The organism is Pseudomonas sp. GV085, assembly GCF_003050925.1.
Lineage (GTDB): Bacteria > Pseudomonadota > Gammaproteobacteria > Pseudomonadales > Pseudomonadaceae > Aquipseudomonas.
This window is the reverse complement of the sequence record NZ_QAOV01000012.1, coordinates 185,275-201,963: the sequence shown is the minus strand read 5'-3', so window position 1 is coordinate 201,963 and position 16,689 is coordinate 185,275. Positions and strand designations below refer to the sequence as shown.

The window sequence follows — 16,689 nt, the reverse complement described above, 5'->3', positions numbered from 1 at the left end:
CTGTAGGAGCGAGCTTGCTCGCGATGGTCGTTCAGACACAAAAAATGTGTCGGATGTACCTTCCTCGCGAGCAAGTTCGCTCCTACAGGGTTATCAGCTATCCAGCGCCTTGTACTTCTCGCGCAGGTGGTTACGGATGTACACCGCCGACAGGTTCAGCGTGGCGATCACCAGCACCAGCAGCAGCGCCGTGGCGTACACCAGCGGTCGTGCGGCTTCGACGTTCGGGCTCTGGAAGCCGACGTCATAGATGTGGAAGCCCAGGTGCATGATCTTCTGGTCCAGGTGCAGGTACGGGTAGTTACCGTCCACCGGCAGCGACGGCGCCAGTTTCACCACACCCACCAGCATCAGCGGCGCCACTTCACCCGCGGCGCGGGCCACGGCGAGGATCATGCCGGTCATCATGGCCGGGCTGGCCATCGGCAGCACGATCTTCCACAAGGTTTCCGCCTTGGTCGCACCGAGGGCCAACGAGCCTTCACGTACGGTGCGAGGAATCCGCGCCAGGCCCTCTTCCGTGGCCACGATCACCACCGGCACTGCCAGCAGCGCCAGGGTCAGCGAGGCCCAGAGCAGGCCCGGTGTGCCGAAGGTCGGCGCCGGCAAGGCTTCCGGGAAGAACAGACGGTCGAGCGAGCCACCCAGCACGTAGACGAAGAAACCCAGGCCGAACACGCCGTAAACGATAGCCGGAACGCCCGCCAGGTTGTTCACCGCGATGCGGATAATCCGGGTCAGTGCGTTCTGCTTGGCGTATTCACGCAGGTACACCGCCGCCAGTACGCCGAACGGGGTCACGATCATCGCCATGATCAGGGTCATCATCACGGTGCCGAAGATGGCCGGAAAGATCCCGCCTTCGGTGTTCGCTTCACGCGGGTCGTCGCTCAGGAACTCCCAGACCTTGCTGAAGTAGAAACCGATCTTGGTGGTCGTGCTCATGGCGTTCGGCTGATAAGCGTGAACCACTTTGCCGATGCCGATTTCGATTTCCTTACCGTTCGCATCGCGGGCGGTCAGGCTGTCGCGGTTGAACTGCGCGTGCAAGTCGCTCAGGCGCGCTTCGACATCCTGATAGCGAGCATTGAGTTCGGCGCGTTCGGATTCCATGTCCGCTTGTGCGGTGGCGTCGAGTTTGCCGTCCAGCTCAAGCTTGCGACCGTGCAAGCGGATGCGCTCGAGACCGGCGTTGATCGCGCCGATGTCGGTTTTCTCCAGGTTCTTGAGCTGTGCAGCCAGCTTGTTCACGCGGTCGACACGGGCCTGCAACTCAGGCCATGCCGCTTCGCCTTCAGCGACGACTTTGCCATCCTGTTTGACGTTGACCAGGTAACCGTAGAAGTTGCCCCACTCACGACGCTCGATGGCCATCAGCTCCGGCGGCGTCGTCTGGTTGGTCAGCCACTCGCCCACGATCCAGGTGAAGTCGTTGCCGTTCAGGTCACGGTTGCCGACCTTGATCAGCTCGCGGGTCATGAACTCAGGGCCTTCGTCAGGCACCGGCAGGCCGGCGCTCTTCAGACGGGCACGTGGCACTTCTTCCTTCTGTACGATTTCGCCGATCACCAGGTGATTGGCCTGGCCCGGTACGTCGTAACTGGCATGCACCAGATCCGCCGGCCAGAAGTGACCCAGACCGCGCACGGCAATCACTGCCAGCAGGCCAATGGTCATGATGACCGCGATGGACACCGCGCCACCGCTGATCCAGACGCCGGGGGCGCCGCTCTTGAACCATCCTTTCAGGGAGTTCTGTTTCACAGACTTCTACCTTTCTTAAAGCGACGAGTATTTCTTGCGCAGACGCTGACGAATCAGTTCCGCGAGGGTGTTCATGACGAAGGTGAACAACAGCAGCACCAGCGCCGAGAGGAACAGCACGCGGTAGTGGCTGCCGCCGACTTCCGATTCGGGCATTTCCACCGCGACGTTGGCCGCCAGGGTGCGCAGGCCTTCGAACAGGTTCATTTCCATGACCGGGGTGTTACCGGTGGCCATCAACACGATCATGGTTTCACCGACCGCACGGCCCATGCCGATCATCAGCGCCGAGAAGATGCCCGGGCTGGCAGTGAGGATCACCACGCGGGTCATGGTCTGCCACGGCGTGGCACCGAGGGCCAGGGAGCCCAGAGTCAGGCCGCGAGGCACGCTGAACACGGCGTCTTCGGCGATGGAGTAGATGTTCGGGATGACCGCGAAGCCCATGGCCAAACCGACTACCAGGGCGTTGCGCTGGTCGTAGGTGATACCCAGGTCGTGGGAGATCCACATGCGCATGTCGCCGCCGAAGAACCAGTTCTCCATGAACGGACTCATGTACAGCGACAACCAGCCCACAAACAGGATCACTGGAATCAGCAGCGCACTTTCCCAGCCATCCGGGACTTTCAGGCGAATCGACTCAGGCAGGCGGCTGAAGGTGAAACCGGCGACCAGAATGCCGATCGGCAGCAGCATCAGCAGGCTGAAGATGCCCGGTAAGTGCCCTTCCACATAGGGCGCGAGGAACAGGCCGGCGAAGAAACCGAGGATCACCGTCGGCATCGCTTCCATCAGCTCGATCACCGGCTTGACCTTGCGGCGCATGCCCGGGGCCATGAAGTACGCAGTGTAGATCGCAGCGGCAACGGCCAGTGGAGCGGCCAGCAGCATGGCGTAGAACGCGGCTTTCAGGGTACCGAAGGTCAGCGGCGACAGGCTCAGTTTGGGTTCGAAGTCAGTGTTGGCAGCGGTCGATTGCCAGACGTACTTAGGCTCGTCGTAGTTCTCGTACCAGACCTTGCTCCACAGTGCGCTCCACGATACTTCCGGGTGCGGGTTGTCGAGCAGCAGCGGGTGCAACTTGCCGCCGGCTTCCACGATCACGCGGTTGGCGCGAGGCGACAGACCGAAAACGCCTTGGCCTTCAGCGACTGGCTCCACCAGCAAGGTGCGGTGAGCAGTGCTGTGGAACACGCCGAGTTTGCCGGAAGCGTCGAGGGCAATGAAGCCCTTGCGGCGTTCTTCGGCAGTGATTTCAACGATCGGCGTGGTGCCCATCTGGAAGGTGCGGATCTGCTTCAGGCGTTGCTCGCCATCGGGGTCGCGTGCCATGAACCACTGGGCCAGGCCACCTTTGGAGTCACCGATGATCAGCGAGATACCACCCACCAGCTGGGTGCTGGCGGTGACTTGCGCTTCACCGTCTTCAAGCAGTTTGTAGCGACCATTGAGGCTCTTGTCGCGCAAGCTGAACACGTCGGCCTGGGCGCGCCCGTTGACCACGTACAACCACTGCTGACGCGGGTCGACGAAGATGTTCTTCACCGGCTCGGTCATTTGCGGCAGATCGATACGCTTTTGCTCGTTGGTGACTTCGCCGGTCATCATGTTCTCTTCGCTGGTCAGCGACAGAACATTGAGTTGCGAACCGGTGGCGCCAACCAGCATCAGGGTCGAGTCGTTGGCGTTGAGGCTGACGTGCTCCAGTGCACCGCCGGCTTCGTTCACCGCGATTGGCGCTTCGCCATACGGGTACTCGACGGCCGGGGTGATGGTTTTCTTGCCTTCCGGATAGCTGACTTTATAGGTGTGACGGAACACCAGAGCCTGACCGTTGGACAGACCCACGGCCACCAGCGGATGACCTGGCTGATCTTCTCCAATGGAGGTCACGGTGGTGCCGGCCGGGATCAACAGATCGACGCGCTTCAATTCAGCGCCACTGTCGATGTCGAAGAACAATGCCTGGCCCTTGTCGGAAACCCGCATCGCCACCTGGTTCTGCTCTTCCAGGGAGATCATCAGCGGCTTGCCGGCGTCTTGCATCCAGGCTGGCGTAATGGCGTCCTTGGCAGTCAGGCTGGCACCCTGGAACAGGGGCGCGACGACGTAGGCAAGGAAGAAGAAGATCAAGGTGATCGCGCCCAGCACAGCGAGGCCGCCCACGAGGACGTACCAGCGGGTCAGGCGATCCTTGAGCGCGCGAATGCGGCGCTTGCGTTGCAGCTCAGGCGTATTGAAGTCAATTCGCTTGGGGGGATTAGTAGTCATGTTGGAATTGGCCAGATCATTCATGCGCACACCCTAGCGATCCTGTATGACAGAAAGATGACAATGCAGTGACGCAACAAATCCGCCGCTAGCAGTAACCAGCAGCGGATAGAAAATTAGAGGTGTATGGGGGCGGCTCCTGCCGCCCCCATTTGAGTCCAGAGGGATTCACTCTAGACTCAATTTGTTACTTTTTTGCGACTTCAGCGCCGCCTTCCGCCAGACCCAGATCAGCCAGAGCTTTGGCAGCTACTTTGGCCGGCAGTGGGATGTAACCGTCTTTCACTACAACTTCCTGGCCCTGTTTCGACAGGACCAGTTTCACGAACTCGGCTTCCAGCGGGGCCAGAGGCTTGTTCGGGGCTTTGTTGACGTACACGTACAGGAAGCGGGACAGCGGGTACTTGCCGTTCAGGGCGTTTTCTTCGGTGTCTTCGATGAACTCGGTGGTGCCTTTCTTGGCCAGAGCTACAGTTTTCACACTAGCGGTCTTGTAGCCGATGCCCGAGTAACCGATGCCGTTCAGCGAGGAGCTGATCGACTGCACGACCGAAGCCGAACCTGGTTGTTCGTTCACGTTAGGCTTGTAGTCGCCTTTGCACAGGGCTTCTTCCTTGAAGTAGCCGTAGGTGCCCGATACCGAGTTACGACCGAACAGTTGAACCGGCTTGTTGGCCAGGTCGCCGGTCACGCCCAGATCGCCCCAGGTTTTCACGTCGGCTTTAGCGCCGCACAGACGAGTGGACGAGAAGATCGCGTCAACTTGTTCCATGGTCAGGTGCTGGATCGGGTTGTCCTTGTGTACGAATACAGCCAGGGCGTCCACGGCAACCGGGATAGCGGTTGGCTTGTAGCCGTACTTCTGCTCGAAGGCAGCCAGTTCGGTGTCCTTCATCTTGCGGCTCATCGGGCCCAGGTTGGAGGTGCCTTCAGTCAGCGCAGGTGGCGCAGTGGCGGAACCAGCGGCCTGAATCTGGATGTTTACGTTCGGGTATTCTTTTTTGTAGTTCTCGGCCCAGAGGGTCATGAGGTTGGCCAGGGTGTCGGAACCAACGCTGGACAGGTTGCCCGACACACCAGTGGTCTTGGTGTAGCTCGGGATAGCAGGGTCAACAGCGGCAACCGCGTTGGCAGTCGCAACGCCAGCAGCGACAAAAGTCATTGCCGCCATCAAACGCTTCAGTTTCATGCCTTACTCCTAGCAGATAGGGTGTGTTATTCGGGGCCAAGTATCAGCAGGCCGTGTGAACACTCTATGGCTGAAATATGACAATTGGATGAAAGGCCATTATCCCGATCAGGAGACTGACCTTTCAGCTGTAACCGTAGATGTTGGAATTGCGCAGACCGCCAAGATCGCAGCCGATAATTACCGACCCTTCTTCCACAACCAGGCACCCACCAATATCCCCACCCCACACAGCACCGCCACATAGTAAGCAGGCCCCATCGCACTTTCCTTGAGCAACAGGCTGACGATCATCGGCGTCAGACCACCGAAAATCGCGTAGGCGACGTTGTACGAGAACGACAGACCGCTGAAACGCACCACTGGCGGGAAGGCCTTGACCATCACATACGGCACCGCACCGATGGTGCCGACCAGCAGACCGGTCAGGGCATACATCGGGAACAGCCAGTCGGGATGGTCAGCCAGGCTGTGGTAGAAGGTCCAGGAGCTGGCCAGCAACGCGGTACAGCCGATCACGAAGACTCGTCCCGCACCGAAGCGATCGGCCAGTGCGCCGGCAATGATGCAGCCAAAGCTCAGGAATACGATCGCCACGCTGTTCGCCTGCAGGGACGTGGTTGGCGAGACGTGATAGACCGTCTGCAACACAGTCGGGGTCATCAGGATCAGCACCACGATGGCGGCAGACAGCAGCCAGGTCAGCAACATTGAAATGGCGATCGCACCACGATGGTCACGCAGCACCGCCCGCAGCGGCACCTCTTCGGCCAGGGCCTTGCGCAGTTGCAGCTCGGCAAACACTGGGGTTTCGTGCAACCAGCGACGCAGGTACACCGAGAACAAACCAAACACACCGCCAAGCAGGAACGGAATCCGCCAGGCGTAATCCGCTACTTCCACCGCGGTGTAGATGCTGTTGATCGCCGTGGCGACCAGCGAGCCGAGCAAAATGCCGGCCGTCAGACCGCTGGTCAGGGTGCCGCAGGCGTAGCCGACATGCCGTTGCGGAACGTGTTCGGAAACGAAGACCCACGCCCCCGGCACTTCACCGCCAATGGCCGCGCCCTGGATCACCCGCATCAACAGCAACAGGATCGGTGCCCACATGCCGATCTGCGCATAAGTCGGCAGCAAACCCATGATCAAGGTCGGGACGGCCATCATGAAAATGCTCAGCGTGAACATTTTCTTGCGACCCAGCAGGTCGCCGAAGTGCGCCATCACGATGCCACCCAGTGGCCGTGCCAGGTACCCAGCGGCGAAGATGCCGAAGGTCTGCATCAGGCGTAGCCACTCGGGCATGTCCGCCGGGAAGAACAGCTTGCCCACCACAGTGGCGAAGAACACGAAGATGATGAAGTCGTAGAACTCCAGCGCGCCGCCCAGGGCAGACAGCGATAGAGTCTTGTAGTCGTTGCGGGTCAGCGGGCGGGCGGGTTGGTCTGGCTGCGCGATGCTCGAGGGCGCTGTTGTCATGGCAAGGGCTTCTCTTATAGTCGGATCTGCAACCTCAACGACGCTGGCGGAGGTTTGGGCAGGTCCGGCACGATAGCAAATTGTTCGAAAAAGCACATAGAGGTGCATTTTTGACGGTCAAAATGAGAACCGGACGGTCGTCGCGGAGTCTACCGACCGATATACTCGCAGTCTTGCTCCGGTTTTTCAGGGGTTGCTGTGCGAAAACGCCTGTCAGGTTCATAGGCGATTTCGCAGAGTTTCCCTTTAGGCGCCTTATGGAAAACGTGACGAACGTAGTATGTTCGGTGCTGAATCGTTTTTCCCGAAGACGGCTACCACCAGCAATACCAACGAAGAGTCACGGGTCAGAGGCACCCCCGGAATGATAGAGCTCGAACAAGAAGATCCGATCCCGCAAGGCGACCTGGCCCTGCAAATCACCGCGCTTCCTCGCGAAACCAACGGCTTCGGCGATATTTTCGGCGGCTGGCTGGTGGCGCAGATGGATTTGGCGGGCACCGCTATGGCCAGCAAGGTCGCTGGCGGACGCGTTGCCACCGTCGCGATCGACCGCATGGCCTTTCTGGTTCCGGTGGCGGTGGGCGCGCAGCTCTCCTTTTATACCCAGGCCCTGGAAATCGGCCGCAGCTCGATCAAGATGATGGTCGAGGTCTGGAGCGACGATCCGCTGTCCAGCGAGTGGCGTAAAGTAACCGAAGCGGTGTTTGTGTTCGTTGCCATCGACGGCAGCGGTCGCACCCGTTCGGTTCCGCCTCGGGCTCGCTAAACCTGGCAGCCGTTTTGCGGTCGATAGTCGTCCACGTTACTGATCGAGAGCTGTCCCATGAGCACGCCCAATGTTGAAGCCGTAAAACTGAATGAACTGAACTGCTGGCGCATCCGCCACGGTCAGGCCGAATTACTGGTGGCCCAGCAAGGCGCACACATCCTCAGCTATCAATTGGCCGGCCAGCCGCCGCTGATCTGGCTCAACGACGAGGCCGTGTTCAAGACCGGCAAGAGCATCCGTGCCGGCGTGCCGGTGTGCTGGCCGTGGTTCGGCAACTTTGCGCGCAACCCGCAAAGCGTTCAGGCGATGCGCACCAGCAATGAAGCGCCGTCGGCTCACGGCTTCGTGCGAGCGATGGATTGGGAGTTGGGCGGCATAGAAGCCGAAGGCGAAAGCCTGAAAGTCGAATTCGTCCTGCCCTACCCCGAAGGCGGCTTTCCCGGCTGGCCGCACCAAGTGGATTTGACGCTGAGCATTCGCCTCGACGAGCAATTGCACATCCAGCTGACCAGCCACAACCGGGGCACTGATACCGTCAGCATCAGCCAGGCTCTGCACAGTTACTTTGCCGTCAGCGATGTGCGCGACGTGCATGTCGAAGGCGTGGACGGCCTCAACTACATCGAAACCCTGGACAACTGGAAAACCGTCCCCCAGACCGGTGATCTGCGTTTTACCGGCGAGACCGATCGCATCTACCTCGACACCCCGCCGCAGTTGAGCATCGTCGATCCTGCCTGGGAGCGACGCATCGTACTGACCAGCACCGGCTCTCGCACGACGGTGATCTGGAACCCGTGGATCGACCGCGCCGCCGCGTTCAGCGACATGGCCGACGACGGCTGGCAGCGCATGCTGTGCATCGAGACGGCGAACGTGATGGGCGATGTGGTGAATCTGAAACCAGGGGCCAGCCATACGCTAGGCGTGAGCGTCGGTAGCAAGCCGCTCTAATCAGCGCCATAACCCCCTGTAGGAGCGAGCTTGCTCGCGAAAAACGTGAGGACAACGCGTATCCAGATAACACGCGTTATCGTTAGCCTCCATCGCGAGCAAGCTCGCTCCTACAGGGGTTTGGTGCAGTTGTTACAGATCCGACTCTTCCACCACCCGCACCTTCTGCGCATCCAGCGCATACGCCGCATCGGCCAGGTCATTGCTGACCTTCTCGACTTTCAGCGTGCCGGTGACCCACAGCGGCGTGTAGATATCGTTCAGCTTCAGGCCCTTTGGATAGCGCACCAGCACCAGCTGGTTGGGCGGCGGAGGTGGCACATGGATGCACGCGCCCGGGTACGGCACCAGGAAGAACAGCGTACTGCGGCCCTTGGCATCGGACTCCAGCGGCACCGGATAACCACCGATGCGGATGTTCTTGTCGTTCATCGACGCAACGGTCTTGGTCGAGTACATCACCGCCGGCAAGCCTTTGGCCTGCTTCATCCCACCTTTGTCGGTGAAAGTGCCATTGGCTTCAGGGGAGTTGTGGTCGATTTCAGGCATGGCCTCGAGGGCCTTCTGGTCCGACTTGGGCATCAATTCAAGCCAGTCGGTTTCCGGCAGTTCGCCGGCATGGGCAAGGCCCGAACCCAGTAAAACAAGAGTCAACAAAAGACAGCGCATGAAGGTGCTCGCCAAAGGGAAGAACAGGAAACGCCGAGCATTCTAGCCCTCCCGGCTTGTGCCGCCGAGAGGACTTTGTCGCTTGGCTCAGTTCTTTTTGACCAGGCCGTAGATCACCAGCAGGATGACCGCGCCAACCAACGCACCGATAAAGCCTGCACCTTGGCCAGCCTGATAAATGCCCAGAGCCTGGCCGCCATAAGTCGCCGCCAGCGAACCGCCAATACCGAGCAGGATGGTCATGATCCAACCCATGCTGTCATCACCCGGTTTCAGAAACCGCGCCAGCAGGCCGACGATCAAGCCGATAAAGATGGTTCCGATAATTCCCATGGCATTTCCCTCTGATTGATACAGGACACCCAGCCAAAGCCTAGTCAGACTTCAGCATCCTGCCATGAGAGAACGGCGGTCCCTGAATGGTTCCGCCGCTGCCACATGAAACTATTCGGCGATCAGCGCTTCGACCTTGAGGATCTGCGCAGTCAGCGTTTCGCGATCCGCACAACGCAGGTTGGCGTGACCGACCTTGCGGCCGACCTTGAAGGCCTTGCCATAGTGATGCAGATGGCAATCGGCGATAGCCAAGACCTTCTCGGTGTCCGGCACTTTGCCGATGAAGTTGAGCATCGCGCTTTCGCCGACCTTGGCCGTCGAACCCAACGGCAGACCGGCGACGGCCCGCAGGTGGTTTTCGAACTGGCTGCACTCAGCGCCCTCGGTGGTCCAGTGCCCGGAGTTGTGCACGCGCGGGGCGATTTCGTTGGCCTTGAGGCCACCGTCGACTTCAAAGAACTCGAACGCCATCACGCCAACATAATCCAGCTGCTTGAGCACACGGCTGGAGTAGTCTTCGGCCAGGGCTTGCAACGGGTGATCGGTGCTGGCCACGGACAGCTTGAGGATGCCGCTGTCATGGGTGTTGTGCACCAGCGGATAGAAGCGGGTTTCACCGTCACGGGCGCGCACGGCGATCAGCGAGACTTCACCGGTGAACGGCACGAAGCCTTCCAGCAGACAGGCCACGCTGCCCAGTTCGGCGAAGGTGCCAACCACATCTTCAGGGGTGCGCAGGACTTTCTGGCCCTTGCCGTCGTAACCCAAAGTACGGGTTTTCAGCACCGCCGGCAGACCGATGGAAGCCACGGCGGCGTCCAGGTCGGCCTGGGACTGGATGTCGGCGAACGCCGGGGTAGGAATCCCCAGATCCTTGAACATGCTCTTCTCGAACCAGCGATCGCGGGCGATGCGCAGGGCTTCAGCGCTCGGGTAGACCGGGACGAATTGCGAAAGGAAAGCCACGGTCTCGGCCGGAACGCTTTCGAACTCGAAGGTCACCAGATCGACTTCATCGGCCAGCTGACGCAGGTGATCCTGATCGCCGTAATCGGCTCGCAGGTGTTCGCCCAACGCGGCTGCGCAGGCATCCGGCGCAGGGTCCAGAAAAGCGAAGTTCATGCCCAGCGGAGTGCCCGCCAGCGCCAACATGCGACCCAGTTGGCCGCCACCGATTACACCGATCTTCATCGTCAACAACCTCAGGCGATGCGTGGGTCTGGATTGTCCAGGACGCTGTCTGTCTGCTCAGCACGGAAAGTTTTCAGCACCGCGTGGAACTGCGGGTGCTTGGCGCCCAGGATACTCGCCGACAACAGCGCTGCGTTGATCGCACCCGCCTTGCCGATGGCCAGAGTGGCAACCGGAATGCCTGCTGGCATCTGCACAATGGAGAGCAGCGAATCAACGCCCGAAAGCATGGCGGACTGCACGGGTACGCCCAACACCGGCAAGTGGGTCTTGGCCGCACACATGCCTGGCAAGTGAGCCGCGCCACCGGCACCGGCGATGATCACCTCGATGCCCCGTGCTTCGGCCTCTTCGGCGTACTGAAACAGCAGGTCCGGGGTGCGGTGGGCAGAAACCACTTTCACCTCGTAGGGGATGCCGAGCTTTTCCAGCATATCGGCGGTGTGGCTAAGGGTGGACCAATCGGACTTGGAGCCCATGATCACGCCAACCAGTGCACTCATCGTCGTGCCTCTTCTCTCTGGGCGCCCGCAGGCGCATCAAAAAACAACAAGCCACGCAGAATGCGTGGCTTGATTGTACGAATTATGGCCGGTCGTAACCGGCCGAAGGCCGCGCAGTATACCTCAATGAGGCAGATAAACAGCCCCTGTTGCGACCATCTGTCATGCCATCGAGAAATCCATGCTTCTTGACTATCAAGTCAAGCATTAGATTCCGGCATGTCACGAAGTGCTTGATTTCTTACTTCAATGAATTTCGCGACTTTTATCATCATTAGTTGCCGGATTATTGAGATTATAAATATTAAAAAACAAACTATAAGCGGTTAAAAATCTGTGAAAAATTTAGCCTCAAACGGTAGGAAACTTTAAATTAAATAGGGAGTTCAACAGATATGAAAAAACCATCGCCATAATGGTCATCATTCACAGCGACCTACAGGGTTATCAAAAAAACAAATTATACGCCGATTATTTTGCGTGGCTTAAAACCGAACTCAAACTCATCTCGGGACGTGAAGTCCTGATTTTAATGTACCACCATGACGAAGCTCCAAATATGGCCGGATATAACTACAGGAATGAGAATAATGCGGCCGCATTGCAAGGCTGGAGAGATCTGTTACACGACTTGTATTCAAAAATTTTATACAGGGACCGTGATGAAGCGAATATCACCAAGTTTCTCTTGCTGACCCGAAACAACATCAACGAACAGCTCGGCGGCGTTCTCGGGTGGACAGGCGGATTTGCCATGATCGAAGGTCATTGCGCAATCGCGTCGATCGGCTCTTACCGAACGCCCGCACATGAAATAGGCCATATGTTTGGCGCGACCCACGAAGACAGTGAAGTTGTCTATGACGGCTGGTGGCACGACACAATCATGCTTGTCGATGAGTTTTCTCTTGCTCGTGGAAACGTTTACCGCTTCAGCGACAAGAACAGGAAAAATATTCGCGAATATCTAAATCGCTTTTCATAAGTTCAGTCTGCCGTGCGGTAGTTACCACAAACAGTCTCATGAAGCCGAGCCGGCCGCCCCACCCTCCAACTTGCGCCACAACAATCGCACGTTGGCCTTGCGCACCAGCGCACAGCGGTACAGACGAATCTCCAGCGGCACATGCCACTGCGGCCCGCCGCAGACCACCAGTTCACCGCGCGCCAGTTCGGCGCGCACACTCAGTTGCGGCACCCAGGCGATGCCCAGGCCCTCCAGGGCCATGCTTTTCAGGCTGTCGGCCATGGCGGTTTCGTAGATCGTGGTGAAGCGCAGCGCTCGTTGACGCAGCAGCAAGTTCACCGAACGCCCGAGAAAGGCCCCGGCGCTGTACGCCAGCAACGGCACGCTGCCTTCGCCTTCCAGATCGAACAGCGGTTTGCCATTGGCGTCGGCGGCACACACCGGCAGCATCTCGGTGTGGCCAAGGTGCAGCGAGGGGAAGATTTCCGGGTCCATCTGCATCGCGGCGTCCGGGTCGTAGAACGCCAGCATCAGATCGCAACCGCCTTCGCGCAACGCATGCACGGCGTCGCCGACGTTGGTTGCCACCAGCCGCGTGGCGATGTTCAAGCCTTCGTTGCGCAATTGCGCGATCCAGCGCGGAAAGAAACCAAGCGCCAGGGAATGCGCCGCCGCGACCTGCATCACTTCGCCCTGCCCACCTTCCAGGTGATGCAGATGGCGCAGCACTTCGCCCAGTTGCTCGACCACGGTGCGCGCGGTAACCAGAAACAATTGCCCTGCTGCCGTCAGTTCCACCGGCGTTCGGGAACGGTTGACCAGAGTCAGACCGAGCGCGGCCTCAAGGCTACGGATTCGCCGACTGAATGCCGGTTGCGTCACGAAACGCCGCTCGGCTGCCTGAGAGAAACTGCGGGTGGCGGCCAGGGCACTAAAGTCCTCCAGCCATTTGCTTTCCAGATTCATCACGCCCTCCCGGAGATGCACCAATTTAGGTCATACGCCTGCCGACAACACGGCGTCACACGGGCATTATGCCGAATGTGCATAGGCTAGTGTTTAACAGCATTGGCCCAAAATTCTGCACAAGCCTAGCATTCACAGCGTTCCGGCACAGACCGGGTCCATATTGAGATGATTTCTATCATGTCCTCCGCTGCATCATTCCGCACAGAAAACGACCTGCTTGGCGCTCTCGAAGTACCCGCTCAAGCGTATTACGGTATCCAGACCCTGCGAGCGGTGAATAACTTCCGCCTCTCGGGCGTTCCGATTTCGCACTACCCGAAACTGGTTGTCGGCCTGGCCATGGTCAAACAGGCCGCTGCTGACGCCAACCGTGAACTGGGTCACCTGAGCGAAGCCAAGCACGCTGCCATCAGCGAAGCCTGTGCACGTTTGATCCGCGGCGACTTCCACGAAGAGTTCGTGGTGGACATGATTCAAGGCGGCGCTGGCACTTCGACCAACATGAATGCCAACGAAGTCATCGCCAACATCGCACTGGAGGCCATGGGTCACCAGAAAGGCGAATACCAGTACCTGCACCCGAACGACGACGTGAACATGGCGCAGTCGACCAACGACGCGTATCCAACGGCGATCCGTCTGGGTCTGTTGCTGGGTCACGACGCCCTGCTCGCCAGCCTCGACAGCCTGATTCAGGCATTCGCAGCCAAGGGTGAAGAATTCAACCACGTCCTGAAGATGGGTCGTACCCAACTGCAAGACGCCGTGCCGATGACCCTGGGTCAGGAATTCCGTGCGTTCGCCACCACTATGGGCGAAGACCTGGCCCGTCTGAAGACGCTGGCCCCGGAACTGCTGACTGAAGTGAACCTGGGCGGCACCGCGATCGGTACCGGTATCAACGCCGACCCGCGTTATCAGGCTCTGGCTGTTCAGCGCCTGGCAGTGATCAGCGGTCAACCGCTGGTACCGGCCGCCGACCTGATCGAAGCCACTTCCGACATGGGCGCTTTCGTGCTGTTCTCCGGCATGCTCAAGCGTACCGCGGTCAAGCTGTCGAAGATTTGCAACGACCTGCGCCTGCTGTCCAGCGGCCCACGTACCGGCATCAACGAGATCAACCTGCCGGCACGTCAGCCAGGCAGTTCGATCATGCCAGGCAAGGTCAACCCGGTTATTCCGGAAGCGGTCAACCAGGTGGCGTTCCAGATCATCGGTAACGACCTGGCGCTGACCATCGCGGCCGAAGGCGGCCAGTTGCAACTGAACGTGATGGAGCCGCTGATCGCCTTCAAGATCTTCGACTCGATCCGCCTGCTGCAACGCGCCATGGACATGCTGCGCGAGCACTGCATCGTCGGCATCACCGCCAACGAAGCACGCTGCCGTGAACTGGTCGAGCACTCGATCGGCCTGGTCACTGCGCTGAACCCGTACATCGGCTACAAAAATGCCACCCGCATCGCCGCCCTCGCCCTTGAAAGCGGCCGCGGCGTGCTGGAACTGGTGCGTGAAGAAGGTCTGCTCGACGAAGCCATGCTCGCCGACATCCTGCGCCCGGAAAACATGATTGCTCCGCGCCTGGTGCCTCTGAAGGCATAACCCGACGCGTTATTTGTAGCACCGCTCACCAGGTCGAGGGACTAGACACCTCTCACCTTTTGAGGGCCTGGAGATCAATCTCCAGGCCCTTTTTTTTAACTGTTTTGTAGGAGCGAGCTTGCTCGCGAAAGATGTTTAACGATAACGCGTAAACCTGATGGCCAACGGCGCCCTTGAGTTTTTCGCGAGCGAGCTCGCTCCTACAGGAGCCCGACGCCGATAACGTCAGGTGTTTCAAAGGTTTCGTGATACGACACGTACCACAACCATGCAGACGGACGGCACCGTCATCGGTATAGTGCCGCCCCTCTTCGTGTGAGCGGTCGTCGGTAGCGAGGCCTCAACCCATGCGAAACCCGAACTAATAACAAACCCGCGATATGAAACCGGGACGAACGTTGACCCGCCTGTTGTGCCGTGCGCCAGCGGGTGTAACTCGATGTGTTTACCCGGCCAGCATTTGCCTACACAAAAAACAGCGAGGAATAATCCATGCTCGAAGTCATTAACGACTTCCTCTCAGGGAAAGTACTGATCGTGCTCATTGTCGGGCTCGGTAGCTACTTCACGATCCGCTCGCGTTTCGTTCAACTGCGTCATTTCTTCCACATGTTCGCGGTGTTCCGCGACAGCCTCAAAAGCAGCGCCGGGCAACTCAGTTCGTTCCAGGCCCTGATGCTCAGCCTTGCCGGCCGCGTCGGTGCGGGCAACATCGCCGGCGTCGGCATTGCCGTGACCCTCGGTGGCCCCGGTGCCGTGTTCTGGATGTGGGTGACCGCGCTGGTCGGCATGTCCAGCAGCTTCTTCGAATGTTCCCTCGGCCAGCTCTACAAGCGCTGCGATTCCGAAGGCCAGTTCCGTGGCGGCCCGTCCTATTACATCCAGCACGGTCTGCAAAAACGCTGGCTGGGCATGCTGATGGCGTTCTTGCTGCTGGTGACGTTCGGCTTCGCCTTCAACGGCCTGCAAGCCCACGCTGTGACGCACTCGTTGAACAACGCGTTCGGCCTCGACACCACCTACACCGGCATCGGCCTTGCCGTGCTGCTGGGCCTGGTGTTCATCGGCGGGATCAAGCGCATCGCCAAGGTCGCCGACCTGTTGGTACCGGTGAAAACCCTGGTGTACATCGGCGTGACCCTCTACGTGATCGTGCTGCAGTTCGACCATGTGCCGGGCATGCTGATGACCATCATCAAGAGCGCCTTCGGTCTGGACCAGGCCTTCGGCGGCCTGATCGGCAGCGCCATTGTCATGGGCGTGAAGCGTGGCGTGTTCGCCAACGAAGCCGGCCTGGGCAGTGCGCCGAACGTGGCGGCAGTTGCGGCGGTCGAGCACCCGGTGGCACAAGGTGTGGTCCAGGCGTTCAGCGTGTTCCTCGATACCTTCGTGATCTGTACCTGCACCGCACTGCTGATCCTGCTTTCCGGCTTCTACACCCCGGGCTTCGAAGGCGACGGCATTGCCCTGACCCAGAACTCGTTGGCCGCCGTGGTCGGTGACTGGGGCCGGATGTTCATCTCCGTGGCCCTGGCGTTGTTCGTGTTCACCTCGATCCTCTACAACTACTACCTGGGCGAGAGCAACCTGCGCTTTTTGATCGGTGAAAACCGCAAGGCGCTGATTGGCTATCGCGCGCTGGTACTGGTGCTGATTTTCTGGGGCGCCATCGAAAACCTCGGCACCGTATTTGCCTTCGCCGACATCACCATGACTATGCTCGCGTTCGTCAACCTGATCGCGCTGTTCCTGCTGTTCAAGGTCGGCATGCGCATCCTGCGTGACTACGATGATCAGCGCGCCGCTGGCATCAAGACGCCGGTGTTCGACTCGGCCAAGTTCCCGGACCTGGACCTGGACCGCCAGGCGTGGCCGGCCAATCCGCCAGCCGCTCAGGCTGAAGCGACGCTAAAGGCCGCGACCGCAGCGCAACACTGATCGGTTAAAGTGCGGAAATCCCATGTGGGAGCGAGCCTGCTCGCGAATGCGGACTGACATTCAATATTGATGTCGACTGACA

14 protein-coding genes are annotated in these 16,689 nt (G+C 59.4%); 5 read left to right on the top strand and 9 right to left on the bottom strand.

What is annotated here, in order from left to right:
• Nucleotides 1-93: 93 nt before the first annotated feature.
• From pstA to C8K63_RS23545, 4 genes are all read right to left on the bottom strand, one after another.
• Nucleotides 94-1,764, bottom strand: coding sequence for a phosphate ABC transporter permease PstA (pstA, locus tag C8K63_RS23560; RefSeq protein WP_108218863.1), 1,671 nt, complete (start codon nt 1,762-1,764; stop codon nt 94-96).
• A gap of 15 nt (nt 1,765-1,779) precedes the next feature.
• Nucleotides 1,780-3,813, bottom strand: a complete 2,034-nt coding sequence (locus C8K63_RS23555; protein WP_177413294.1) for an ABC transporter permease subunit — start codon at nt 3,811-3,813, stop codon at nt 1,780-1,782.
• A gap of 412 nt (nt 3,814-4,225) precedes the next feature.
• On the bottom strand, nt 4,226-5,227 hold the full coding sequence (locus tag C8K63_RS23550; RefSeq protein ID WP_108218861.1) for a phosphate ABC transporter substrate-binding protein PstS: 1,002 nt from the start codon (nt 5,225-5,227) through the stop codon (nt 4,226-4,228).
• 180 nt (nt 5,228-5,407) lie between these two features.
• On the bottom strand, nt 5,408-6,706 hold the full coding sequence (locus C8K63_RS23545; protein ID WP_108218860.1) for an MFS transporter: 1,299 nt from the start codon (nt 6,704-6,706) through the stop codon (nt 5,408-5,410).
• Nucleotides 6,707-7,070: 364 nt separating this feature from the next.
• Between C8K63_RS23545 and C8K63_RS23540 the strand changes: the two genes are divergently transcribed.
• The gene (locus C8K63_RS23540; RefSeq protein WP_007942704.1) at nt 7,071-7,475 is read left to right on the top strand and encodes an acyl-CoA thioesterase; all 405 of its coding nucleotides are present in this window, start codon (nt 7,071-7,073) and stop codon (nt 7,473-7,475) included.
• Between the two features lie 57 nt (nt 7,476-7,532).
• Nucleotides 7,533-8,432 carry a D-hexose-6-phosphate mutarotase gene (locus C8K63_RS23535; RefSeq protein WP_108218859.1) on the top strand — a complete coding sequence of 300 codons (900 nt, stop codon included), beginning with the start codon at nt 7,533-7,535 and terminating at the stop codon, nt 8,430-8,432.
• A gap of 132 nt (nt 8,433-8,564) precedes the next feature.
• Here C8K63_RS23535 and C8K63_RS23530 read toward each other — a convergent pair whose 3' ends face one another.
• The 4 genes from C8K63_RS23530 to purE form a co-directional block, all read right to left on the bottom strand.
• Nucleotides 8,565-9,101, bottom strand: a complete 537-nt coding sequence (locus tag C8K63_RS23530) for a DUF3299 domain-containing protein (protein WP_108218882.1) — start codon at nt 9,099-9,101, stop codon at nt 8,565-8,567.
• An 87-nt stretch (nt 9,102-9,188) separates the two neighbouring features.
• Nucleotides 9,189-9,434 carry a GlsB/YeaQ/YmgE family stress response membrane protein gene (locus tag C8K63_RS23525; protein ID WP_008018299.1) on the bottom strand — a complete coding sequence of 82 codons (246 nt, stop codon included), beginning with the start codon at nt 9,432-9,434 and terminating at the stop codon, nt 9,189-9,191.
• 111 nt (nt 9,435-9,545) lie between these two features.
• Nucleotides 9,546-10,628 carry a 5-(carboxyamino)imidazole ribonucleotide synthase gene (locus C8K63_RS23520; protein WP_108218858.1) on the bottom strand — a complete coding sequence of 361 codons (1,083 nt, stop codon included), beginning with the start codon at nt 10,626-10,628 and terminating at the stop codon, nt 9,546-9,548.
• Nucleotides 10,629-10,639: 11 nt separating this feature from the next.
• The gene (purE, locus tag C8K63_RS23515; RefSeq protein WP_046038893.1) at nt 10,640-11,131 is read right to left on the bottom strand and encodes a 5-(carboxyamino)imidazole ribonucleotide mutase; all 492 of its coding nucleotides are present in this window, start codon (nt 11,129-11,131) and stop codon (nt 10,640-10,642) included.
• Between the two features lie 415 nt (nt 11,132-11,546).
• Here purE and C8K63_RS23510 point away from each other — a divergent pair, with 415 nt between their 5' ends.
• Nucleotides 11,547-12,116, top strand: a complete 570-nt coding sequence (locus C8K63_RS23510) for a reprolysin-like metallopeptidase (RefSeq protein WP_108218857.1) — start codon at nt 11,547-11,549, stop codon at nt 12,114-12,116.
• Nucleotides 12,117-12,152: 36 nt separating this feature from the next.
• Here the strand turns inward: C8K63_RS23510 and C8K63_RS23505 are convergent, their stop codons facing one another.
• On the bottom strand, nt 12,153-13,064 hold the full coding sequence (locus C8K63_RS23505; protein WP_108218856.1) for a LysR substrate-binding domain-containing protein: 912 nt from the start codon (nt 13,062-13,064) through the stop codon (nt 12,153-12,155).
• Between the two features lie 180 nt (nt 13,065-13,244).
• Here C8K63_RS23505 and C8K63_RS23500 point away from each other — a divergent pair, with 180 nt between their 5' ends.
• On the top strand, nt 13,245-14,669 hold the full coding sequence (locus tag C8K63_RS23500; protein WP_108218855.1) for an aspartate ammonia-lyase: 1,425 nt from the start codon (nt 13,245-13,247) through the stop codon (nt 14,667-14,669).
• A gap of 492 nt (nt 14,670-15,161) precedes the next feature.
• On the top strand, nt 15,162-16,607 hold the full coding sequence (locus C8K63_RS23495; RefSeq protein WP_108218854.1) for a sodium:alanine symporter family protein: 1,446 nt from the start codon (nt 15,162-15,164) through the stop codon (nt 16,605-16,607).
• Nucleotides 16,608-16,689 lie beyond the last annotated feature (82 nt).

Coding starts and splice junctions, on each gene's coding strand:
- C8K63_RS23520 (WP_108218858.1), bottom strand. CDS start 10,628: ATGAAGATCGGTGTAATCGGTGGCGGCCAACTGGGTCGCATGTTGGCG.
- C8K63_RS23530 (WP_108218882.1), bottom strand. CDS start 9,101: ATGCGCTGTCTTTTGTTGACTCTTGTTTTACTGGGTTCGGGCCTTGCC.
- C8K63_RS23510 (WP_108218857.1), top strand. CDS start 11,547: ATGGTCATCATTCACAGCGACCTACAGGGTTATCAAAAAAACAAATTA.
- C8K63_RS23545 (WP_108218860.1), bottom strand. CDS start 6,706: ATGACAACAGCGCCCTCGAGCATCGCGCAGCCAGACCAACCCGCCCGC.
- C8K63_RS23540 (WP_007942704.1), top strand. CDS start 7,071: ATGATAGAGCTCGAACAAGAAGATCCGATCCCGCAAGGCGACCTGGCC.
- C8K63_RS23505 (WP_108218856.1), bottom strand. CDS start 13,064: ATGAATCTGGAAAGCAAATGGCTGGAGGACTTTAGTGCCCTGGCCGCC.
- C8K63_RS23535 (WP_108218859.1), top strand. CDS start 7,533: ATGAGCACGCCCAATGTTGAAGCCGTAAAACTGAATGAACTGAACTGC.
- C8K63_RS23550 (WP_108218861.1), bottom strand. CDS start 5,227: ATGAAACTGAAGCGTTTGATGGCGGCAATGACTTTTGTCGCTGCTGGC.
- C8K63_RS23555 (WP_177413294.1), bottom strand. CDS start 3,813: ATGCAAGACGCCGGCAAGCCGCTGATGATCTCCCTGGAAGAGCAGAAC.
- C8K63_RS23500 (WP_108218855.1), top strand. CDS start 13,245: ATGTCCTCCGCTGCATCATTCCGCACAGAAAACGACCTGCTTGGCGCT.
- C8K63_RS23525 (WP_008018299.1), bottom strand. CDS start 9,434: ATGGGAATTATCGGAACCATCTTTATCGGCTTGATCGTCGGCCTGCTG.
- C8K63_RS23495 (WP_108218854.1), top strand. CDS start 15,162: ATGCTCGAAGTCATTAACGACTTCCTCTCAGGGAAAGTACTGATCGTG.
- purE (WP_046038893.1), bottom strand. CDS start 11,131: ATGAGTGCACTGGTTGGCGTGATCATGGGCTCCAAGTCCGATTGGTCC.